Annotated in this window: 9 protein-coding genes and 1 pseudogene; 4 read left to right on the top strand and 6 right to left on the bottom strand. The window is 39.9% G+C overall.

Going from position 1 to position 25,869, the window contains the following annotated elements:
• Positions 1-46 precede the first annotated feature (46 nt).
• From V6D41_RS06890 to V6D41_RS06905, 5 genes and pseudogenes are all read right to left on the bottom strand, one after another.
• The gene (locus V6D41_RS06890; protein WP_333517697.1) at positions 47-4,834 is read right to left on the bottom strand and encodes a type I polyketide synthase; all 4,788 of its coding nucleotides are present in this window, start codon (positions 4,832-4,834) and stop codon (positions 47-49) included.
• A complete protein-coding gene (locus tag V6D41_RS06895) occupies positions 4,834-17,358 on the bottom strand; it encodes an SDR family NAD(P)-dependent oxidoreductase (RefSeq protein WP_333517698.1) in 12,525 nt (4,174 codons plus the stop codon). The genes V6D41_RS06890 and V6D41_RS06895 overlap by 1 nt, the downstream gene beginning before the upstream one ends.
• A gap of 26 nt (positions 17,359-17,384) precedes the next feature.
• Positions 17,385-19,685 (bottom strand): ACP S-malonyltransferase, encoded by a 2,301-nt coding sequence (gene fabD, locus V6D41_RS06900; protein WP_442893054.1) that lies wholly within the window; start codon positions 19,683-19,685, stop codon positions 17,385-17,387.
• 135 nt (positions 19,686-19,820) lie between these two features.
• Positions 19,821-20,672 (bottom strand): annotated as a pseudogene (locus tag V6D41_RS21520) (acyltransferase domain-containing protein); the annotation flags it as partial.
• 411 nt (positions 20,673-21,083) lie between these two features.
• A complete protein-coding gene (locus tag V6D41_RS06905) occupies positions 21,084-21,263 on the bottom strand; it encodes a YkyA family protein (protein WP_333517866.1) in 180 nt (59 codons plus the stop codon).
• 709 nt (positions 21,264-21,972) lie between these two features.
• Here V6D41_RS06905 and V6D41_RS06910 point away from each other — a divergent pair.
• Positions 21,973-22,125: a YjcZ family sporulation protein gene (locus V6D41_RS06910; RefSeq protein WP_087992204.1), complete on the top strand. Its 153-nt coding sequence runs from the start codon at positions 21,973-21,975 to the stop codon at positions 22,123-22,125.
• Positions 22,126-22,233: 108 nt separating this feature from the next.
• Entirely contained in the window at positions 22,234-22,788 is a 555-nt protein-coding gene (gene def, locus V6D41_RS06915; protein ID WP_333517700.1) for a peptide deformylase, read from the top strand.
• A 37-nt stretch (positions 22,789-22,825) separates the two neighbouring features.
• On the opposite strand, the gene V6D41_RS06920 is transcribed toward def, so the two are convergent.
• Complete coding sequence (locus tag V6D41_RS06920) at positions 22,826-23,599, bottom strand: Cof-type HAD-IIB family hydrolase (protein ID WP_333517701.1); 774 nt, start codon at positions 23,597-23,599, stop codon at positions 22,826-22,828.
• A 382-nt stretch (positions 23,600-23,981) separates the two neighbouring features.
• Here V6D41_RS06920 and rnpZA point away from each other — a divergent pair, with 382 nt between their 5' ends.
• Positions 23,982-24,191 (top strand): RNA polymerase subunit omega 1, encoded by a 210-nt coding sequence (gene rnpZA, locus V6D41_RS06925; RefSeq protein ID WP_003238840.1) that lies wholly within the window; start codon positions 23,982-23,984, stop codon positions 24,189-24,191.
• Between the two features lie 5 nt (positions 24,192-24,196).
• Positions 24,197-25,864 (top strand): ribonuclease J1, encoded by a 1,668-nt coding sequence (gene rnjA, locus V6D41_RS06930; RefSeq protein ID WP_148963702.1) that lies wholly within the window; start codon positions 24,197-24,199, stop codon positions 25,862-25,864.
• The last annotated feature ends 5 nt before the right edge of the window (positions 25,865-25,869 follow it).

Consider the following 25,869-nt stretch of genomic DNA (forward strand, 5'->3'; position numbering starts at 1 on the left):
AAAACATATCATCCCCTTTACAAATTACATTGTTGAACATCCAGTGTTAATCCAGCATTTGAGCAAGCAAATGATCAGCTTCCTCTGTCGTCAACTCGCCAGCCTGCAATTGACCGAGCAGCTCGGTCAATTTTTCTTGTGTCACGGAAGAAACCTGTTTCTTTTGATACGGATCTCGATCTGAAAATACCTCGCCTTTTCGGAGTGTTACGTTTTGCAGTTGCACAAGCAGGTCTCCTTGATGATTCACCAGCATAATATCGTAAGTAAACTCGAATTGATCTTTTTGGCTTGTTTTGCGTGCATACACCCAGCATTCTTCCGGTACTTTCTGGTGGATATAAATCTCACCTATTGAATAAGGTACATATACAAAAGCACGTTCTCGTCCTTCGGTGATGCCAAACAATGATTGCAAAGCCCCATCAAGCAGAGACGGCGGCAGTATATTGTTATTAAAGGTATGTGCTGCTTCTTGAGGTAGTATTAAATGCGCTAGAGCTTCTGTGTCTCCGCCCCATAATCGTTGAATTGACTGAAAGCTGCGGCCATAGTCAAAACCGTTTTCCCGGAAGTGTCGGTAACATTCATCATGTTCATGGATAAAAGCGCTTCTCTTGATGATCTCGTGTCTGTCAATACTCTCTATGTGCTTGGCATTTTGATGAGCATCATAGCTTAATTCTCCTGATGCAAATACGGCTTTTGTACCTGCATCTTCGTCAGCCGCCATTTTAAAAAGGATGCGTCCGTCTTCGACAGAAATGAAGGAGTAAACAATTATGCTCTCTTGATATAACATTGCCGGTCTAATAAATGTAATGTTTTTCAAACCAGAGACCTTTTTCCTGCGATGTGATAAATTTCCTGCAGCGCATGCCATTTCAAGAAAAACCGCCGCAGGTAAAATACGCTTATCTTTCACCACATGATCCTTTAACCAGATCTCTTTTTCCATTACTGTTTTTTTAAAATATTGCTGCTCAAGGGTAGATTCGTTAGAATCAAGCAACGGATGCAAGACGGTTTTATTTTGCAATGCTGAAAGCTTTTCATCAGAAACACGGGGCACCCAATAAGATTCCTCAGCAAACGGATACAAAGGAAGATCCACCCGCTGCGCTCTAGGTCTATCTTCATATAAATTTCTCCACTGAATATCGACACCGTAAGACCATAACTTAGCAAGGTCATTGACATCCCTTTTTTCCATAACAGCTTTAAGGAATTGTTCTTTCATTTTCCGATCATGGAAAACAAAGACTTTATCATAATCTTTAGTCACATTGCCCTTGTATACATTGTCTCCAATTATTCCTTCATCACAGAAAAGCTTCAAATTCCCCCTAAGTTCACGCAGATCCGAGGCCACAAAAGCAATTCTCTCTTCCATCGGCTCCCTACACGTTTGCAGTGTATAAGCAATATCAGCGACCGATACGGCTGTCTCCTGGTCTGTGTATTGAAGAAGACGACGGGCGTATTCCCTCAGCCTGTCTTCGTTTCTTGCGGAGAGAACTGCGGCATAAGGACCGCTACCTGTATTTTTAACAGAATCAATATGATTTTCATATTCTTCAAGAATAATATGGGCATTCGCCCCCCCTGCTCCAAATGAACTAACCGCTGCCCTTCTACGAGTTATACCGGCTTCTTTACGCCACTCCTCTTCTTTTTGCTGAACATAAAAAGGCGTATTTTCGAAATTTATATTAGTATTTAATCGCTCAGAATGAATGGAAGGCGCCAATTTTCGGTGCTTAAACTGAAGCAGTACCTTTGTAAGCGCCGCTATGCCTGCAGCGGATTCTAAATGTCCGATATTTGATTTAACTGAACCAATTGCACAAAATTGTTTATCATCGGTAAATTGTTCAAAAGCTTTTGTCAGCCCCGCAATTTCAATCGGATCTCCAAGTGAAGTACCCGTTCCATGTGCTTCCAAGTAACTGATGGATCTTGGACTAATGCCTGACTTTTTAAAGTTTTCGGCGATCAGCTCAGCTTGCGCATTTGGATTTGGAACAGTAAAACCATTTGTTTTCCCTCCATGATTTACAGCTGTTCCTTTAATCACACCATAAATACAGTCTTGATCATTGATTGCTTTATGTAACGGTTTTAATAGTACGGCTCCCGCCCCTTCTCCTGGAACGTAGCCGTTCCCACCTTCCCCGAAGCTTCTGCATAGACCTTCTGTAGAAACAAAATTCCCTTGGCTCAGCCAAAGATATTTGTTAGGGTGTATGGACACATTTATGCCCCCAGCTAACGCAATCTCACTTTCTCCCCTTTTTATACTTTCACATGCCAAATGAATGGCTGTCAAAGATGACGAGCACATCGTATCTAATGCAATACTTGGTCCAGAGAAATTAAAAAAGTATGAAACTCTATTAGCTATAGAAGAAAAAAAAGAACTGAGCGCAACAGCATTTCCTTTTGCTGTCTCCTCCGCACCAAATAATTGATATTGCCCGTACATTGCTCCTACAAACACCCCGGCTTTCATACCGTCAAGCCGATCTCTCGTATACCCGGAGTCTTCAAACGTATGCCAAGCGGTTTCGAGAAAAATACGTTCCTGAGGGTCCATCATCTCAGCTTCTTTATGGGAAATGTGAAAAAACAGCGGGTCGAATTGATCAACACGATTAATAAACCCTCCCCATTTACTGTTGATTTTCCCTCTGTCCATTCTGTCAGGACTGTAGTCCGATCTGAAATCCCACCGTTCTTTAGGGATCTCGGTAATACAATTATTTCCACCAATGATGCAATCCCAGAATTCCATAACATTATCTGCCATTGGATATCTGCCGCTTACCCCAATAATTGCAATATCTTCATTAATTGGTGTATTTACACTCACTGCATGTGCAGACTGTCTTTCCTGCTGCATTTTTGTATGTTTTTTCAGTTTTGGTGCGGCTTCTATTTGAGCTATCCCAGCTTCCTTCAATACTGTCTCTTTAAACGATTTCAGAAAGAAATCAGCAAGCTCATCGACGTTTCGATATTCGAAAAAGATCGTTTTAGGCAAATCCCCGAACGTATCTTCAAGCTTTGATATAAGCGACATGATTATAAGTGAATTAATCCCGAACTTTTCAAAAGAATCATAAGCATTTATTTTATGATTAGGGATTTTCAATTCACTGCAAATGGTTTTGATAAAATAATCATTAACTTTATCCTTAATTACAATTTCATTATCTTCAGTGTTTTTCTCTATTTCCGTTTGATTGTCTGAAGGAGTCAGTTTGCGGAAAGGGATTGTTTTTAAGAGCTTGTCCCGGTCTCCTTCCACAGGCATTATGTTACTAAATGAAGATTGCATCATTTTATCAAAAGCTCCAAAAGCCGCTGTTGAATGTATCGGAATCATTCCGAATTTCTCTTTCAAATGGACAACAGCACTGTCATCAAGATTCATTCCGCCCTCTTTCCATAGCGGCCAATTTATTGAAAGTGTCTTTCCATTTCTGTTCAGCTGATTTCGGAACATCGCATAACTGTCCATAAAACTGTTGGCGTACGCATAATCACTCTGACCAGCATTTCCGTTCGCAGCAACAGAAGAAAACAGAATAAAGAAATCAAGATTTTCATCTTTTGTCAGCTCATCCATCCAAATCGTTCCGAATACTTTCGGCTTTAATACTTCAACAAACTCACTCAGATTTTTTTTAGCAATAAAAGAATCTTGAATGAGACCTGCAGCATGGATAATGCCGCTTATTTGGCCACGCTGCTGTTTCACGTCACGGATAAATTGCTCAGCCTTTATTCGTTCCGATATGTCCGTCTGTATATACTCAACAAAAGACCCTTTTGCGTTTAGTTTTCTGAGCTGTTCCTTCTGAACTTCGCTTAAAGCTGAACGGCCTGTCAATATGATGACCGCCTCAACTTCGTTCGCGATATGTTCCGCAAACATAAGACCGAGTTTTCCTGCACCGCCGGTAATGATATACACGCCGCCTTTATGATATGATACATGCTTCGGAGCTAATGAATTTGCATTTTCTAAATCAATATGCTGCATTCCTTTAATATACCTGCTGTGAGAGTCAATTAAAATTTGGCATTCATTTGATTGAAAGCTTTGTAATTCATTACATGCCATCTCCCACAATTGCGAAGCGGTAGGATCTGAATCAGGCTTTTCTCTATGAATTTGAAGCGTTTTCGCCTTCAATTTGGAGCTTTCCATATTTACCGTTTTTATAAAACCCCCGACCGCTTCATTAAACGGCTGAATCTGACCGTTTGTCCAATACATATGCAATAATTTCGTATTATCATATTTTGCATTTATTAAAGCCTTTGTTAAAACAAACAATGGCAAAATCCCATTGAGAAGTGCCTTATGAATCAACTCTTCACTTAATTCCGGAACAGCGCTGTTCCATAGATATAGAACACATCCAGGTGTAAATTTGCTTTTTTCCAAGTCTGCAAACAGGTTTTCATAATGAGCCTCATTTGACGGATCTATTGTGTATACATTTTGCTCCGGACAGCTGAAATAAACATTAGGAGTTACGAGAATAACATGCACTTGATCTTTGTAAAGCATACTAATATATTCTGAAAGTCGTTTATCTCGATCAAAAATTAATATGCTTCTTGGCGCCTGTTGTTTCTGTACATCATCATTTTTTGACGATATCCAATCTCTTTTAAAAAAGACAGTTTGGGACGCAGCTTGCGATTGCTGCTCCGTCCCATTTTTTATTTGTTCTTTTCTGTAAGTGCGAATTAGTTCTAATCCTGTATCAGGAGACATCTGCTGTTCTTCAATCAAGGAAAGTATTTGTTTAATATGCACTATTTTACCTCCAGCAGTTGATAGACTTGGTCAGCGGAGAGCTCACCGTTTTTCAGTTGTTTTAATAGTAAAAGAATTGTCTGATCTTCACTGTCTTCCGGCAGTAATCCTCCCGCGTTCACTTTTCTGACAGAAAAGTTATTCATGCTTGCAGCAATTTCTCCGTCCTCATTAATAAATTGGATGCTATACGTGCAAAATCCAGTCTCTTTTACACGTGCAAAACATTTTTCCTCAAGCGGGCCACAAATAACAAGCTCCTCAAGTGAATAAGGAACATATAAACTTCCTTTATCATTATCATTTAACAAAAATGCGACCGATTGAAATCCTCCGTCAATCAATGACGGGTGAAGTTTAAAATGCTTAAAATCGTTTTTCAGCTGCTCTGGCAGCACAAGTTCTGCCAGTACCTCCTGACCGTTGCAGTAGACGGCGGTCAGGGTTTGAAACCCAGAGCGATAATTCAGCCCCATTCTGCTAAAATGGTGATAACATTCTTTGCGGCTAATTTTTGTATCACTGCTGTGTTTAAACAGTTCAATATCAAAGTGTTCAAGCGGTCTGATAATATTTGATTCCTCGAACTCTGCAATACTTTGTGAGCAGATTTGCAATTCACCCTCCGGCTCTCCTGTGCAGATTGTTATATTCAGTTTATCTTTTTGCATTTGAAGACTTGAATAGATGTGAAACGGTGTTCCTTCGTAGGTAATTGGTTTGTTCCATACGACATCTTTAATCTTACATATAGTGCTCTCAACAGCTATTTCCGCGGAGACAAGAGCCATTTCAAGATATGCTGCTCCCGGTAAAACAGGACGCCCAGAAACAAGGTGATCAGTGATAAAAAATTCAGAGCCGGTAATATTTGTTTTAAACTTCAAGCTCTTTAAAGTTGACAAATTTTCGCTTAACAAAGGATGAAGCTGCTTTTCCAGTTCAACGTTTTTGATTTTCTGTCTGAACCAATAACTCTCCCTTGCAAAGGGGTAGGATGGCAACGGCATTTTGTTATATGTTTTATTGAATATTTGCCGCCAATTCACTTTTGCTCCCTCGGCCCACCATTGAGCCACCAATTCCTCTTTACCGCTATGAATAGCCTCTAGAAGAAGCTCTTCAGTTATAACTGTGTATTTCTTTTTATTTTCATTGATAAATACGCCTTCTTGTTTCTTGTTAAACTCAAGGAAGCTGATGTATTTGTCTCTTAACTCTCTTATATCAGAAGCACATATAGCGATTCTTTCTTCCATTTCTTCGCGCCCGTTTTGCAGCGTACTTGCCATATCAGTCAAATTAACCGAAACTTCTTTTCTGATTGCATGATCCAAATACTGAATCATCAGCTTAATATAGTCGAGCAATTGATCTTTGGTTTTCGCTGACAACACAAAAATGTGGTTTCTTCCACTTTCCGATATTCTCCTGTTCTTTTCTCTGTATTCTTCTATAACAATATGTGCATTTACACCTCCAAATCCAAAAGAGCTGACACCTGCTCGCATTGGTATGTCAGCGTACAGTTCATCTTTCATTCTTTTCCATTTTTCATTTGTATCTGTTATATAAAATGGTGTGCCATCTAGTTTGATATATGGATTAAGTTCAGAAAAATTAACAAGTCCAGGGAGTTTTTGGTATTTAAACGCCAATAATACTTTGATCACCCCAGCTATTCCAGCAGCCGTTTCTAGATGACCTATATTTGTTTTAACGGAGCCTATCCCGCAAGACTTTTGTTCAGTAAAAGGAATGCCCCATTCTTCATATAATGTTTTGAATGCTTTTACAATGCTGTTTACCTCAATTGGATCGCCAAGGCTTGTCCCTGTCCCGTGAGCTTCAATATATCCGACCGTTGCAGGACTGACACCGGCTTTCCTCCAAGCTTCAGTTAATAAATCTACCTGCGCCTTCGGATTTGGTGCAGTCAAGGAATTGGCGTGTCCCCCATGGTTTATCGCTGTTCCTTTAATCAGGCCATATATGTGATCCCCATCCGCTTGTGCTTTACTGAGCGGTTTAAGCAATACCGCCGCTGCTCCTTCACTTCTCACATAGCCGTCCGCTCTTCTATCAAACGTTTTACACTTTCCGTCTTTTGCCAGCATACCTGCTTTGTCGAAAGCTATAAACAGGGTCGGGCTTGTCATAATATGAACGCCCCCTGCAATGGCCATGTCAAATTCTCCCCTCTGAATTCCCTCTGCCGCACGATGCAGCGCAACCAATGAACTAGAGCAAGCCGTGTCAACCGGTTCGCTTGGGCCCGTAATATTCAGCAGATAAGAGATTCGATTCGCCAGTATACAATGATTTAGGCCAGTAGCTGTCTGTGCCTGAATCGGGGTAAGATTTTCACTGAGTCGTTCAGCATAGTCTGTTGTAGCAACACCTGCAAATACAGCGGTTTTAGTCCCTGCCAAATCAGAAGGTTTATAACCTGCATCTTCTATTGCCTTCCAAACTGTCTCTATAAAAATCCTTTGCTGTGGATCCATTAATTCTGCTTCCGCAGGAGAAATTCCGAAAAACAAGGGATCAAATTTATCTGCGTCGTTTATAAATCCCCCTCTTTTTATATTCGTTTTATTTCTCTCTTTTATCGGATCACCATCAAATTCTCTCCAGTCCCAGCGGTCTTCAGGAATATCTGTAATCAAATCACGGCCCTTTTCGATTTGTTCCCAAAGTTCCTCTATTGTGTCTGATTGAGGGAATCGTCCGCTTATCCCCACTATTGCAACAGGCTCATTTAACGTGCCTTCTGCTTCACTGTTTTCTTCCGAAGATGTAAGAGCAAGATCAGCATATCCGTCATCATAATCCAAAGACGGTTCCACTTCGTCTATTTTTTCAGCGTCTGTTTTGGAAGAAGAATCGGTTGAAAAACTGTAACTGTCCCCATACTGATCTATTAAATAACCTGCAACTTCATCTAACGAATTGTATTCAAAGAAAATGGAAGGCAGCAGGTCTGTTCCATACCTTTGATTAATTTCATTTCCAAGCCTTGTAAAAGTGATAGAATCAAACCCGTATTCACCAAATGAAGTTTCTCCTTCTATTTCTTGCCTTTCTATCTTCAAAAGAGCTGAAATGATATGTGCAATTTCCTCTTTCAGATATTCTCTGGTGTTCTTATTCTCATGATCTAATAGATTATTCTGCACCTGTTCTTGTGAACATTCATCATGTATATAATCAAGCAATTCATAAAAATCATAAAAATCAAAAAACTGGGATGGCATTATTGAAATTCCTAATGATTCGTTTAATTCATTACCCAGCATTGTAAACATAATTGAATCAAATCCATATTCACTTATAGGCAGCTCAAAATCAAATTCACTTTCATTAATCTTCAATACGGTGCATATAATGCGTGCCAAAGTGTTTTTCAGTGAAGATATAGTTCTATCTGGCTCATTATTTTCTTCAATGGCTTCTCTATTACCTTTTTCTTCGGCGATACCTATGATTCGCTCCAATTTTAATTCATTGCCGCTAAATACCATGATTTGATGTTCACACCCTGTCATTGCTTTATCAAATGCTGATAGACCCTCTTGTTCACCTAAGGACAACATCCCAAAATGTTCATATAGAAATCTCTCTGAGTGTCTGTCAACTTGCATGCCGCCTTCTTTCCATAACGGCCAATTAATAGAGAGTGTCTTTCCAGGTTTGTCTTCAGCTACTCTCAGCTCCGCAAAATAATCCATGAAACGATTAGCATAAGCATAATCCGTCTGTCCCGCATTCCCTATTTTTGCACTAATTGATGAAAACAGGACAAAAAAGTCCAGTGGCTCTTTTTCTGTGTACTGATCAAGCCAAATCGTACCATGTACTTTGCTTGCTAAGACAGCTCTCACGTCCTCTTCACGTTTGTTAATGAGTAATGAATCTCTTATAACGCCCGCGCTGTGTATAATGCCCTTTAAAGAGCCTAGTTTGCTTTTTATAAGATTTATCAGATCAGCGGTATTTTTTTCCTCAGAAATATCAGTCTTAACATAAAAAATTTCCGATCCGGAGGCTTCCAGTTCTTTTATAAGCCTGACAGATTCCTCAGAAAGTTCTGACCTCCCTATCAACACTATCTTTATTCTGCCTTTTTGTATAAGGTGCTTGGCAAATATCAGTCCTAGTCCGCCTGCTCCTCCTGTAATGAGATAAACTCCATTTTCTTCTACTTCAACTTTTGAAATGCCGTTCGTATATTTAATACCGACGGACTTCTTCACGTATCTGATTCCATCCACATATCTGATTTCTGTGGAGCCGCTGTCGCTAGCAACACTTTCTTTTACGATGCAGTCCAACTCCGGGAAAAGGCCATTCGGCAGCAACTTCTGCCCGCTGCATATTTCAATATTTCTACCTGTAATCATAGGCTGTTCTAGATGAAGCGCCTGAAAAAGACCGCTTAACGCCATTTGATAAGGTAAAACTTGATTTTTTTTTGTAAAAAACACATGAGATATTTTTATTTTATTTTTTGGCTTCACTGACATAAGTGCTTTCGTTATATAGAAAACCGGAAAAACAGCCTCATCAAGTTTACTTTTAATATCATGCGAGATTTTCGTTTCGGGACTCTTTCCAAACAAAACCACATGTCCGATTGTTACTTGCCTTCGCGTAAGAATCCCCAGCAGTGTCTTGTAATCGTCAAGTTTATGACTATTCAGCTCATATGAATAGATTCCCTTTTCTTTAAATTGGTTCCCAGCTCGGACAAAGATTAGCTTCAGGCCAATGCTTTCATACGCATTGCGAATGTGCTGCTCTGTTATATCGTCATGGAGCACAATAGCCAAACAGGTGTTTGAATGGCAGATTTCATCTGAATGGTGATTAAATTCCTGAACCCATTTGTCCTTATAATAACTGATAGAATGCTCCGTTTTTACAATTTGATTGTGCTGTGGGCTCTTTAGTGCTTTGAGAGCTAAGTTTCTCAGTTTCAAACTTACTTGGCCTTTATCATCCATATACATAATATTGAATCTTTTTACAGATGAAGCATTCTTTTCATCAGCTGGTATGACATAAGCATAACCGCTATCCGAGGGAGCACTCAAAATCTCCAGCTCTCCTAATTCAAAAGGCAAATATGGCACTTGACCGCCATCATGCTCAAGCGTAAATCCGATAGTTGACTGGAAAATACCGTCTAACAAACATGGATTCAGCATTCCTCTGGCTCCATTTAACTGAAGATTGTCAGCAAGAGATATGCGTGAAAGAACCGCGTTTGGAAGGATAAACAGCTGCTTAATCACTTGGTAACTGCTGCCATAGTCCAAGCCTGCCTGCTTAAAGCTCTTATAGCACTCATCACCATTGATTGTGCTTTTTTGCTCCTTTAGCAAATTATTCAATTCAAATAGTTCTATTTCACGTGCTGCTTCTGCCTCGTAGAACTTAAGTTTACCTTGTGAATGAACAGCGGTTTCAGAATGCAAATCACTTTTTACTATAAACCTGCTACCTTCTTGATTGGGAAACAGATCAATAGCAATTGTCTTTTCTTCTTGAACGGTAATTGGAAGTGACCATACGATTTGACTCAATTTCACAACTTGTTTTCCATTTAATCTCTCTGCTACTTCTCTTGCGGCTTCAATGACCGCAGCTCCCGGTAAAACAAACTCGCCATTTATGATATGGTCTTTCAGATAATAATCAGAACTTGACAGCTTTTTGTTAAACCGGCTTTCTTCCGCTGAAAAATTAAACAAAGGGTCTGGATCGGCCAATTCTTTTTTCTGCATATGAACAGACTTCGAAACCCTAAGTTTATTCTTTAAAAAAGGATATGTGGGAAGCACAATTTTGCTTGCAGCTCGCTCAATATGGAGATCTTCCCATGCCAAATCTCCCCCTGAGATCCAATAATCAGCCATCTCTGCCATTGTTCGTTTATCTGCCTTCATTTGTATACCGGTTTGTTTTTGTCTTTGCTTCTGATTAATCTTTTTTCCTCTGAATATATTTTGATCTGTAACCCCATTAATGAACTTATTCAGTTTAGAGATTAAATCATAGACATCTTTTGATATAATGGCGAGCCTTTCAGACATGGGCTCACGTCCAGTCAGGAGCGTAAAAGCAATATTTGAAAGACGTAAGGATTTGCAAAGTCCCTCTTGCTCGTAAAAATCACTGACTTGTTTCTTATTTTGTTCCAAAAAGCGTTCTGCCGTAAAATCTTCTGTATCTTGCGGCTGCCTGCTTCTTAAATTGTAAAAGTTATAAATTTCGTCAATCCATGACATGAACAGGTCTGACTGCCAATCGGTGCTTTTCGCAGTCTTTATGTCAACGCCGCATTTTTCAGCTGCTTTTTTAAACTCTTCCTTAACTGCTTGCACAAGAGAATGGTCATGTTTTTGACTGGCCCTTTGGAGATACCCTGCAAGCTGTTTTGCATACTCCTGTAAACTTAGCGGATGTTTTGCTGAAAGTACAATAAGTTCTTCACCTTCCTGCCAGCTGGTATCAGAAATTGCAGGAGGCTCGTACTCTTCAACAAGGATATGTGCATTTGACCCACCAGCTCCAAAAGAGCTTAGTCCCGCTCGTCTTGGATATGTTTTTTCGGGATTTTTCTCATCAGTAAGCTTCACCCACTCAGATGTTTCCTGCTGAAGATGGAACGGTGTCTCGTCAAGATGAAGATCTGGATGTATTCGCTCAGCATGAAGTGTGGCAGCTATTTTTTTATATTTCATCTGTAATATGATTTTTGTCAGGCCGGCAATACCTGCTGCTGCTTCAAGATGACCTATGTTTGATTTAATGGACCCAAGCGAGCAATATGATGACTCGTCCGTATATTCTCTAAAGGCTTTTGTCAAGCCTCTGACTTCAATTGGGTCACCCAGCGGGGTACCTGTGCCGTGGGCTTCAATATAGCCGATGCTTCTGGCGCTCCAATCAGCTGTAGCAAGAGCCTCTTGAATAAGGCTTGCCTGAGCTGCTGGATTAGGAACGGTATAACCGTTCGTTTTCCCTCCATGGTTGATCGCTGTCCCTTTAATAACTGCGTACACCGTATCATTATCCCGAATTGCATCTTTCAGCGGTTTTAGAATAACTACTCCTACACCTTCTCCGGGTACAAAACCGTCACCCCCTGCACCAAAGCTCCTGCATTGCCCTGTCTTTGAAAGCATCCCCATTTGACAGCGGTACAAGTAGTCCGACGGATGTAAATACAGGTTAACTCCCCCGGCAACAGCAATAGAGCACTCACCTTTTTTTAAACTTTCACACGCCATATGGATTGCAGTTAATGATGAAGAACAAGCTGTGTCAACAGGTACGCTTGGCCCTGTAAAATCAAATGTGTAAGAAACTCTGTTCGCAAGAGACCATGGAAACGAGTTTGGGATCACAGTATTTTTATCTGTCGGTATTCGTTCACCGAGCAGTTTATAAGAATTAGTCGTAACTCCAGCAAAAACCCCAACATGTTTTCCCGCTGTTTTTTGCAAACGATTCAGGGTATACCCTGAATCTTCAAACGCCTTCCACACAGTTTCTAGAAAGATACGTTCCTGAGGATCCATGGCTTCTGCTTCTCTTGGTGATATATGAAAAAACAAAGAATCAAATGAATCAGCACTCGGTAAAAAACCGCCCCACTTACAATAAATCTTTCCCTGTTGGGCTTTAGCAGGATCAGAATCATAATAAGCGCGGGCATCCCAGCGTTCTATCGGAACTTCTGTGATAGTATCTTTCTTTTGAGATAATACATCCCATAATTCCTCGATGTTCTCCGCACCGGGATATCGCCCGCTTATGCCAATGACAGCTATACCATCGTGTTTTTCTTTCTCCTTCATTACAGGCGCAATATGAAATTGAGCTGGATTAACAGCTGTAGAACTCTGAATTAGTTTTTCTTTCTTTTTCGCAGGAAATAAACTTTCCAGCCGATCCGGATATTCCTTTATGAGATAGTCTGCCAAGTCTGTGATGGTCTGGAACTCAAATAAAAGCGTTTTTGAAATAGCTCCTAGCGCCTGCTCCAGCTTTGAATTACATTGATGTATCATGACCGAGTCCATACCATATTCAGCTAAGTGCACAGAATGGTCTATTTCCTCAGGTTTAACACCAACTTCGCCTGAAATAATGCTTGCTAAAAATGATCTCGTCTGTATTTTCACATCACCCGAAGCCAACTGAATTGTGTCACTTATTTGTGTGTAATTCGTTTGAAATCGTTGCTTCATAAATTGTTCAAAACGGTCTGAATCTCCGCAGACTGCAATATTATGCAGCTGTCCGGACATCACAATCTGGGCGAACCAATCCGCCCCAGCTTCAGAAGACAATTCTTCAAGACCGGAATCACGAAAAAGTGATGTTCTCGCCTGATCTGATATACTCACTCCCATTCCGGTTTCTTTCCATAACGGCCAATTGATTGTTAAAGTACGCCCGTTGCGCTGAGATTTTTGACGCTTCTGTTCCCTATACTCAGCAAAGTGGTCTAAGAAGCTGTTTGCATATGCATAATCAGTCTGACCTTCGTTTCCTGCAATAGAGACCACTGATGAAAAAACAGCGAAAAAGTCCAATTCAATCTCCTTCGTCGCATTATCCAGATACAACGTTCCTTGCACTTTCGGAGCTATGACTTCTGAAAGCTCTTGCTTTGTTTTTTGAAAAAGGAATGAATCTCTGATAACTCCCGCACAATGAATAATTCCGCTAAGGCCTGAATATCGTTCCATAATATCATCGACCAGTTTTATTACGGTTTCTTCATCTGATATATCCGCCTGCATATAAAAGACTTCCGCATTAAATTGATTTAAAAATTCCAACAGCTTCTGTTTTTTCCCGCGTAATGGAGAACGTCCTGACAAAATGATTGTGCATGTTTCGGATTTTGCACAATACTCAGCAATTTTACTGCCAATCCCCCCTAATCCCCCTGTAATTAAGTACACTTTATCTTTTCCGGGATATTGGACTGGGGAGAAGTTCGTTTTAGTCTTCTTCTCTAATACCTGGGCATACCTTACGCCGTCTTTATACATAATGTTTATGTTATGGTCCGGAGCTGCATCTATTTCTTTATATAAGATGTCTGACTCTTCGGAATACGAAATTGACATTGAGCCATTTGTAAAGCGAATCGCCTTGCAGCACAGCTCAGGATATTCTTGCTTTACTGACTTAAAAAAACCGCCGATCCCTTCAAAACAGGGCAGTCTCTTTTCCTTATCATTACTGAATACATATATAAGCCGCACCTTGTTTATAAGGTTTTCACTTATTAATGCCTTTGTCAGGTAAAAAACGGAGTATATTCCTGTTTGCAATGCTTCATCAAATTCTGATTGTTTGTCAGCCCATGCATGCAAAATGGAATCTGGTATTGCATTTTTTTGTTTTAACAATCGGATCAGACTTATATAATCTTCAGGGTTTTCTCTATTTATTGTGAACACATCATCGCTTATTTGCTCAAAACAATCACCTTTCGTGACAAGATATACAAAAGTGTTCTCTCTCTCTTGCAATACTTCCGAATACCTTTTATGATCCGAAAAAAGCAAAATCGTACTCCTTTGTCCATCTGTGAGAACTTCCGACAGCGGTGATTCCTTCCAAACCGGTGCATATAATGACCGTTTTATATTCTCCACAGAAAATGCCTCTGTTTTGGATATTTCAGGTTTCAAGTCAAAATGATACCGTTCAAATGGATAAACAGGCAAAACTACTTTTTTCTTATTGTGATCACCCAGTCTTGCCCAAACAATCTCTTCTCCTTTTAGCCACATTTGCATAAACACCTGATAAAGAGACTCATCAGGCGATTTGCTCGGCTCAAAATATGCTTCATGCTTAATATTCATCGTAAGAGGCAAGGTTCCGAATTGAAAGGTGCAAAAGTTAGGAATTTCAATATCTCTATTCGGCTCAATTGTTTTTTCCGATATTTTTAGAACAAGGTCAGTTATCTCTTGATTTAAATCCTGTATTTGGTTGTGATCAACCATTAATGGAAATCGGTCTTTTTCATAAAAATCGGACGGTGCCTGTTGTAAATACTTAACTGCCTGTTTTATTCCTTCCGGCTGTTTCAATAACATGCTCATAACAAGCTCTTTAGACAGCACACCGGCATCAATTAGGTACAAGAGTTCTTGAGAATATCGGTTTTCTGATAAGCCTTCTTGCTCTGTTAAATCCCATTTCTTATAGAGTCTTTGCAAAGAAGCAAGGATTGCTACTAACGTTACTACTTCCTCATCCGTCAGTTTTTCTCCGCTAAATCCTGATTCATCAATAATATTCTTCAAGACACTGATTTGCTGAGAGTGCGCCGACTTTTCCCATTCCTCTATGTAGCCTTTAAATGTATATTGATGCTTAAGAAGTAATTGTGCTTTTTTCCGTAAATGAATCGCAGATTCAACTGAGAATTGAATACCATTCAGTAACATCCTGATATAATTCTCATCCAACTGAACTGGAAAATAGGTTTTTGCGGTATACGGACTCAGAAACGGAATGGACGGCGGATCACAAAATAATGCCGATGCCTTCTCAACATTCGCGATAAAAGCGTATACATTTTCAATTTTTAGTATACCGGCTACAGCAAGAGCAATAAAATACCCGTCTCCAACACCGGTAATACAGCTTGGTCTAAAACCTGCAGTCAGCATGCTTTTTACTATTGCAGTATTGATAACTACAGAATACAGTCTGGATTTTTCAGTTGTCCATTTCTCTTTAAATGTATAATCTACAGTCGAAATGCCTTGCAGCATTTTCTCTACTTCTTTTTCTATATTAGGGAATACCCTTTTAATCGCTGTAAATTGTTCGTAGCTTTCCCACTTTAAGTCACCAATAACAAGTATCCACTTACAATCATTTTTCTTATGAATCGTCAGTCCTTTTTCAATATGATTCCTTAATTCGGCCTTGCTGTCTGCTAATATACCTGCTCTATACTCAAACGTTGCTCTGCCGGTCAGAAGCGTGCTACTAATTTCTTCATGTGAAAATTTTTGAAATTCCTCGGACTCACCGGAAAATAATTTCCACTGCTGTAACATTTGCTCCATGCTTTTTTCACTTTTTGCAGAGAAAAGAAACGGTTGTATTTTACCGTTACAGCTTGCTTTTGATACTTCTTTGTGTATAAATTCTTCGATAATGACATGAGAGTTAACGCCCCCAAAGCCGAAAGAACTTATTCCCGCTCTAAGCGGTTCTCCGTCCGGAGCCTGCCAATCACATGAATTCATTGCCAGAACAAATGGTGTTTTTTCAAATTGGATAATTGGATTAACCATATTTACATTTAGCGTTTTCGGTATCCTTCGATGTTTCATCATCATTAACACTTTAATTAATCCTGCCATACCAGCTGCTGCTTCCAAATGACCTATATTCGTTTTGACACTTCCGATCCGGCAATATTGTGTATGATCAGTATATTGCAGATACGCTTTCGTCAAAGCTTCAATTTCGATTGGATCGCCCAAAGATGTTCCCGTGCCGTGTGCTTCAATATAAGAAATCGTTGAAGCATCTACATTGGCACTTTTTAAAGCAGCTAAAATGACTTGACATTGAGCATCCACACTAGGCGCAGTAATTGAACGGGTTTTCCCGCCATGATTTACAGCTGTTCCTTTAATAATGCCGTAGATATGATGACCGGCTTTTACTGCTTCATCCAGTCGTTGAATCAATAAAACTCCTGCGCCTTCCCCAGGAACATAGCCGTTTGCAGCCGCATCAAAACTCTTACATTTACCATCGGGGCTCAGCATTCTGGCCTTTGAGAATGATATGTATTTCCAAGGCTGAAAATTTAAATTCACGCCCGAAGCAATGGCAAAATCGCTTTCCTTTTCCCTCAGTGATCTAACCGCTTCATCCAAAGCAACAAGCGATGACGCGCACGCAGCATTTACAGACATGCTTTTTCCCGTAAAATCAAATGCGAATGAAATGCGGTTGGAAAGAATAGACTCAAAGCTCCCGAGACAAGCATAGCTGTCAATTTCCGAATCAGCACAGCCCATCTGACGATAGTCAGAGTTCATAATACCTGTAAAGACAGAAGTAGTTTTATCCTGAAGCTCACTCAATGATACACCTGAATCTTCAATGCAGCGCCATGTCTCCTCTAAAAGAATTCTTTGTTCAGGATCCATGTTTTTTGCTTCACGAGGAGAAATATGAAAGAATTTATGGTCGAAGTATCTGGCCTGTTCAATAAACCCTCCCCATTTACTGATACTTTTATTTGGAATGTTGATGTCAGCAGAATAATATTGTTCAGGGTTCCACCGTTCAAGCGGCACTTCTCGAATGGAATCTTTACCGCTATGTATATTCCCCCAGAATTCATGATAATTATTAGCATCAGGAAATCTGCATGAAATTCCTATAATTGCTATATCAGATGATTTATACGAGTTATCGCTCCCAGTCTTTTTATTCAAGTGATGAACCATTCGTTTCCAGCAGCCCCTCTCTTTTATTAAAATATCGTGTTCAATCGATACCTTAGTAAGTTTTCTGCTTCAATCATTATCTTTTCACCGATTTCCCCAACATGCCTGTTTCTCCATGCTTCTAATTCTGTTCCCTTCACCCACTGATTGAAAGCACCCAGAGACGGACCGCAATGCACCTGATAATCCACCCTTCTTTTTTCGTCCCCTTCCAATGCAAACAAACTGGCTTTTCGCAAATACCACTTAAAAATTAATAACATCTTAAATTTTGGATTACGGTCTGCTTTTTCAACTAGATTTGGATATGTTCTTTTAATGTCTTCATAGATTTCATCAAAAGTTTTTTTAAAATACTTACTTTCTAACTGGATCTTTGTTTTATCATCTATCTCATCAAGAGACTGAAATTGCTGATACAATTGCTGCAATTTATTTGCTCTGACAGGGAACAACATTCCCCTTTTCATTACCTGGACCTTTGCGCCGAACTCAAACATAGCTTCGGAAGGTGCATAAGCAGTATCCTGTATTTCCATTTCACTCAATAATTCTTTGACAGATTCACTTGTGCCGGACTCAGCTGTACATTGATTGATAGACCCTGTCATAACAAAATCAGCTCCCATTAAAAAAGCAGAGGCTGCTGCTTCGGGAGTTCCGATACCTCCGGCAGCTCCAATTCTAATTCTCTTTTTATAGTTATTCGTTTTCATCATATCGTCACGCATCCTCATAAAAAACGGAAGCATAACTGATAACGCTCCTTGATCAGTATGACTGCCGGAATCCGCTTCAATGATCATATCGTCAGCTACAGGAATGCGGCTTAGCCATTTTACTTGTTGTGAAGTTAAAATGCCCTGTTCGGCCATTTTCTCGACTATGTTTGCAGGAGCTGGACTCAGAAACGCCGCTGCAACTTCCGGTCGGGACACTTTTGCAATGATTCGATTATAAGGCATGACATGACCGTCTTTGTCTTCCTTCAACTGTTGCGCTTTGTAATAAATTAATGCCTCATTAACGGAAAGGTACGAAGACGCTTCTATCACCCTTACATCATGTTTTACATATAAATCAATCAGCTGTTTTTCTTTATCTTGATTATCTGGTTCCGATTGAATATTCATTCCATAAAACTGACTTTTTTCGAGTCCATTCTTAATCGAAATAATCGCTTGCTCAATATCCTCAATTTCTAAGCCTGCAGTTCCGAAAAAACCCATCATTCCTTTTTCACCAAGACGGATGATCATTTCAGCTGAAGAAATTCCTCTATGCATGCCCCCTGCCAAATATGCATATTTCAAATTATAATCATTTTTGAAAGATTGATCTCCCAGTTGAGATTCTGTAGAATTTTCCCCAGTAGATTCTTTCCTTGGGATGGTTTCTGCCGTCAGCTCTATTCCAGAATTTATATCATCATCTTCAGGAATAGAGTCAACGACCTCAGGTGCGTTGATGATAAGCGGCAGCTCATTTTTTTGAATGGTTTGTGTCAACTTCGTCAGGATGTTGCCTGGTCCGACCTCTTCAAAAGCAGTTACACCCTGTCCCATTAGGTATCTGATACTTTCAGTCCATTTTACTGAATGTGTTATTTGTTCAATCAAGTTATGTTTAATGTCTTCTTGCTTATAAGGTCTAGCTAAATAGTTTGATATGACCGGAATGTTTAATTTCGAAAATTGAAAGGGTTCGATAAATTTGGCAAAATGCTTTTTCGCATCCTCCATAAAACGAGAATGAAAAGCTCCCCCGACTTTCAGAACAACATATGCCGTTGCCCCCGCTTGTTCAAAATATACGGCTGCCCGCTTTATGTCCTCGACTTCCCCTGCTATCACAATTTGAGACGACGTATTGTAATTAGCAATATCTATTTGATCAAAATCAAACTGTTTAAGCACCTCTCTTATTTTATTTTCATTGAGTCCAATGACAGCCGCCATTCCGCCTTGTGAAGACGCACTCATTAACTCTCCTCTTTTTGCAACTAATTTGAGCCCTGTTTCAAAGTCAAAGACACCCGCTGCAAATAAAGCTGTATATTCGCCGAGACTGTGTCCTGCTGTAAAATCCGGGGATGCTTTCCCCTCTTTTTTGAGCTTTAAATATTGAAGTGCGCTCACTGTATAAATCGCAGGTTGTGTATATTTTGTATCAGTTAATTTGTTGTCTATGTCTGATAGGCATAAATCCTTTATGGAATACCCTAAAATAGCATCTGCTCTATGAACCAGATCACTGAACTCATTAAATATGTCTCCACCCATTCCTTTAAATTGTGCACCCTGCCCAGGAAAAACGTAAGCCAGCATTTGTTTTTCTCCCCCTGTCCCATATTTCTGCCTTTGTTCTTCAATACGCTTGGTTATCTGTTCCATGCGGTTGATCTCATTTCCAAACGGACTCAACACTGTATGAAACGACGATTTTGAATAATCTGCAGCACTCTCTTCGGCAATCCCCGCAAGACTGCCGGAGGGACTTGTATCGATATAGAATGCTGGGTTTCTTTTTTCATTAAAATCAACTGCATCTAGAAATCGAATGGGCTCTCTTATTGCATCCCAATGGTAGTTTTCAGGAATATATTTCAGTTCTTTACCGTACACCGAAGAGATGAAAGTGATATTTGGTTTCTTAAAAACTTTATGTTTCATATATTCTTTAAACTTTTGTGCAGCACCATCGATTAATTCGGAATGAAAACCAAAACAAACAGGCAATTTTTGACTTGCAATTCCCTTTTTCTGCATTAGAGAGGATGCCTGATCTAATGCTTTTATTTCACCGGAAATAACGAAATGATTACGGCCATTCACCGAAACTAAATTGGTATTCTGTCGTAAAAAAGGCTCAGTATCATATAACAAAGGCTTACCCAGCACAGCCATCATTCCGCCTTGCTGACTGTAGTTTTCTAAAATTTCGGCCTGCTTTAAAACACACTCCATCGTTTCTTCCGGCGACAGTATTTCTGCTACTGCTCCTGCTGCAAATTCACCTAAACTCATTCCGATAACTCCGTCAGGCTCGATACCTTTTTGTATCAGTGTTTGCGCAGCAGCGTACCCCGTCATATAAATTGCCGGGTGAGAAAATAGTATATTGCTGAATTTAGAATTTTTTCGTTTTTCATCATATATATACTCGATGATTGAATATCCTTTCAGCTCGATAGCAATGGCATCAAGTCGGTGCATTGTTTCTCGAAAAACTGTGTCCGTGTTAAAAAGCTTTTTGCCCATTCCCCAGTATTGAGAACCTTGCCCTGAAAACATCAAAATGTTGGACTTTTGCATGTTATTTTATCTCCCCAAATTTCTTCTCTTGATTTAAACACAACATCTTTGAAAACAGCAAAAAACCTTTTATTTAATAAAAGGTTTAAGTTCATATTTGATTTGAATTAGCGGGCTAACTTCAAATGGTGCAAGTCATCGCATTCTATAGGGTTCTCATATAAAATTAAGAATATTCAGTTAATTTATTCTGCAAATATGTTTCTATTGCATCGTAATAAGACATAATGAATCCTCCCAACGTGCCGAAACAACGATTGGTTTTATGTGAATTTATCTCTAAATAAATTTTAGAGTATTAATTTCACATTGTCAATATCAAATACATTTATATCCTGGTTAAACTGTCTTTTTACGGACGGCTTAGCTCATTTAATATCAACTCATATGCTTAATATACTTTACTCCATATTACCTAGTAAACAGTTTTTCTTTTTCTTTGTTGTAATCCTCAGCATAAGTATTAAATTCATCCACTTGTTTATGCACTTTTTCATAAACTGAATTTATTTTTTCAATTTGCTCTGCAAGCTGAACGAATGTCGCCTTTTTATCCATTATCTGCTTGTATAAATCTTTGTCACACGAAATAGCCTTATTCTATTTATGGCACATTGTGTCGATGCAGCATTTCTCTTTCCATGAAATCGATTACACGATTTGCTTTTTCTCTCACTTTCTTATCCTTAATATCTTCAGTTGATTTTTTTGCTCATTCAAATTCTATTTTACAATCAGTAATACTGTCTTTTCTGCTTCCAAATGTTTCTTGCGCTGGTTTGCATTATTTAATGCCTGATTGGCTATTGAGACAATTTTTGAGTAATAATCTATATTAAAATTAAGCAAACTGTCGCAAAACTTACGCTCTATATTTCCCATTTTCCATTACCAGTTTTTGTTCTTTTTGAATCGAATTTTCCACTTATACAGTTTTTCCATTGAATCATGAAGTAATTCAACCGGCTGCTTTCCTCCACAACCTGCAAGCAGTATACTTGCTGCCCCAATTGCTCCCATGCCCAAAAACATGGTTTCGGAAAATTTCCCATATAGAAATCCTACAATTTTGACATTTTCGACTATAGATGCCTAATCGCCATTTGACAATAGCCAAGCTGAAATTACTTTCTTAGGGTCACCTGATGTGTCTGTCAGTAAATTGTCGAAGATAACCGACCAAAAACTTGAGAAAACAAGGCATATGACCATACAACTTTATTGTTTTTACATAGTTTATAGTAGACGCTATGCCTACTAATAAAGGCTCTGGCGTAATTTAAAGAGGAGGTTTTGTAATATGTATGGATATGGTTACGGCGGAGGCTGCTGCGGTTATGGTGGTTACGGATATGGCGGAGCAGGATATGGCCGCACATTTGCGTTAATCGTTGTTTTATTCATTCTGTTAATCATTGTCGGGGCTGCTTATTTAGGCGGAGGCTGTTGCTAATTACACAGCATGAACTTGACCAGCCGAGATGGCTGGTCATTTGTTTCGTTGCACCTTTGTGAAGAAATCCGATATAATTTACATATTAAGCTTTAGGAGTGAAGTTTCTTGATTACTATGGAAAACATCGTACGTGACGGCCATCCAGCCCTAAGAGAGACAGCCGAACCTGTCGAGCTGCCTCCGGGTGATACAGAAAAACAGCAGCTGGCCGACATGATCGAATTTGTTAAGAACAGCCAAAATCCCGAATTAGCCGAAAAATACAAGCTGCGTCCAGGCGTAGGTCTCGCAGCTCCTCAAATTAATATTAAAAAACGCATGATCGCCGTTCATGCGGAAGATGATTCCGGAACGTTATACAGCTATGCTTTATTTAATCCTAGGATCGTCAGCCATTCTGTCGAAAAAAGCTACTTAACTAGCGGCGAGGGCTGCCTGTCTGTTGATGAAGCGATTCCAGGCTATGTTCCCCGCCATGCTCGCATCAGAGTAAAAGGAACAACCCTTGAAGGCGAAAACATTGATATTCGTTTAAAAGGATTTCCGGCTATTGTGTTTCAGCATGAGATCGATCATTTGAACGGCGTGATGTTCTATGATTATATTGATAAAGAAAATCCTTTCAAAGAACCTGAAAATGCAATCGCGATTGAACGCTAAAAATAAAGAAACGGCTGGCACAGTGCCAGCCGTTTCTTTATTTTAAAAGGCCCAATTCTTTGACAGCATACGCAATTCCATCCTCGTCTACCGGCTTTGTTACAAAATCCGCGATTTCTTTCAATTCAGGAACAGCATTTCCCATAGCTACGCCTGTCCCGACATACTCAATCATTTGCAGATCGTTTAATCCGTCGCCGAAAGCATATGTATCGCTGATAGCAAAAGGAAGACGCTCGATGACTTTTTTAATCCCTTCCGCCTTCGAACCTCCATGAGGAAGAACATCAGTCGAAAGCTCATGCCAGCGCACTAGATCAAATTCAGGAAAAGCGGCATAAACCTTTTCTTCTTCATCCTGGCAAAATAGAAGAAGCTGGAAAATTTCTTTTCCTTCATAGAAAAGGTCATCGGTTTCTGGATAATCGGTTTTAAGACTGCCGATTCCCTCCATTACATGAGGATGATCCGCAACAGTCGCTTTCATCGTGTCCTCAGCCATAAACACGACAGGATGTTTGTCCTTTCCCGCCTGCTTTAATAATCGGCTGATTGCCTTTTCAGGCAGTGGATTTTTATAAATCACTTGATTTTCAAAGACAACATACTGCCCATTATAGGAAATAAACGAGTGTATGCCCAACTCCTCTAAAATCGGCTTAACTAAAAACGGAGACCGCCCGCTGGCAATAAACACATGATGCCCTTGGCGCTGCAGCTCCGCCACCGTTTCCCTCGTACTTTCCGGTATATTTTTGTCATGATCATAAATCGTACCGTCAATATCAAAAAAAATTAATTTTGAATCCATTATAAATTCCCCTTTATCGTCTTGATCTGCAATTCCCACCCTCATCATACAAAAAGATTGCCATTCAGCAAACTATTTCGTTCAAAACTCATATTAAATTCCATTAATAACCACGAGAAGTCTTCCATAATCTCCGTATACTATTTGTATAAAAGCACTCTGGACAAGTTATGATGAAAGGAGGAACTAACAAATGCTGCGCAAATTAAGAAAGAAACTCAGAAGACAATGGAACGGAATGCTCCGCAAGAAAGCAATTGCCTGACAAGGGATCTTTCGCTTTTCGAGGGGGCCTTATTTTTCTCAAGGCTTTCCTTATATTCCGTTTTCGAATATAATAGAATAAGCGAGTCTAACATACGGCATTTAAGGAGAGATTTGGATGATTTATAAGGTATTTTATCAAGAAAAGGCTGACGAAGTACCTGTTCGGGAAAAGACAGATTCACTTTATATTGAAGGCGTATCTGAGCGTGACGTCAGAACAAAGCTGAAAGAGAAAAAATTTAATATTGAGTTTATTACACCTGTTAATGGTGCATTTTTAGAATATGAACAACAAAGCGAAAATTTTAAAGTATTGGAGTTATGAGCGGTATGAAATTTGTAAAAAATGATCAGACTGCTGTTTTCGCCCTCGGAGGATTGGGCGAAATCGGTAAAAATACGTACGCAGTACAATTTCAGGATGAGATTGTGCTAATTGATGCGGGGATCAAGTTTCCCGAGGACGAACTGCTCGGCATTGACTACGTTATCCCTGATTACACGTATTTAGTCAAAAATGAAGATAAAATTAAAGGGCTTTTTATCACCCACGGCCATGAAGACCATATCGGCGGTATTCCGTACCTGCTCAGACAAGTGAATATTCCTGTTTACGGCGGTAAACTCGCGATCGGCTTACTTCGGAATAAACTTGAAGAGCATGGATTATTACGACAGACGAAACTGAACATTATCGGTGAGGATGATATCGTAAAATTCCGTAAAACGGCTGTGTCATTCTTCAGAACAACACATAGTATTCCGGATTCCTACGGTATAGTTGTAAAAACGCCGCCCGGAAACATTGTACATACTGGAGATTTTAAATTCGATTTTACTCCAGTCGGTGAGCCGGCAAACTTAACGAAAATGGCCGAAATCGGCAAAGAAGGCGTTCTGTGCCTCCTATCAGACAGCACAAACAGTGAAAACCCGGAGTTCACCATGTCTGAGCGCCGTGTCGGAGAAAGCATTCATGACATTTTCCGCAAGGTGGACGGCCGAGTTATTTTCGCTACATTTGCGTCGAATATTCACCGCTTGCAGCAGGTGATTGAGGCTGCTGTATTAAATGGGAGAAAAGTTGCCGTATTTGGACGCAGTATGGAATCGGCTATCGAAATTGGACAAACGCTCGGTTATATTAGCTGTCCTAAAAATACATTTATTGAGCATAACGAAATCAATCGTTTGCCTGCCAATAAAGTAACGATATTATGTACCGGAAGCCAAGGGGAACCGATGGCAGCTTTATCAAGAATTGCAAACGGCACACACCGCCAGATTTCGATTATTCCTGGGGATACAGTCGTATTTTCTTCATCCCCTATCCCAGGAAACACAATCAGCGTGAGCCGTACAATCAATCAGCTGTACCGTGCTGGGGCTGAGGTTATTCACGGGCCTCTTAATGATATCCATACATCCGGTCACGGCGGGCAGGAAGAACAGAAGCTGATGCTTCGTTTAATCAAACCTAAATTCTTCATGCCGATTCACGGTGAGTACAGAATGCAAAAAATGCATGTCAAGCTTGCAACTGATTGCGGCATCCCTGAAGAAAATTGCTTTATCATGGATAATGGTGAGGTATTGGCGCTTAAGGGCGATGAAGCTTCAGTTGCCGGTAAAATCCCGTCCGGTTCAGTATACATTGACGGAAGCGGTATCGGTGATATTGGCAATATCGTACTTCGTGACCGCAGAATTCTTTCTGAGGAAGGGCTTGTCATTGTGGTTGTCAGCATTGACATGGAGGACTTTAAGGTTTCAGCGGGACCTGATTTGATTTCCAGGGGGTTTGTTTACATGAGAGAATCTGGCGACTTGATCAATGACGCTCAAGAGCTCATTTCAAACCACTTACAAAAAGTGATGGAACGAAAAACGACTCAATGGTCTGAAATCAAAAACGAGATTACAGATACGCTTGCGCCGTTCTTATACGAAAAAACGAAACGCCGTCCGATGATCCTTCCGATCATTATGGAGGTTTAAAAAAA

The organism is Bacillus sp. 0102A (assembly GCF_036765155.1).
Lineage (GTDB): Bacteria > Bacillota > Bacilli > Bacillales > Bacillaceae > Bacillus > Bacillus subtilis_G.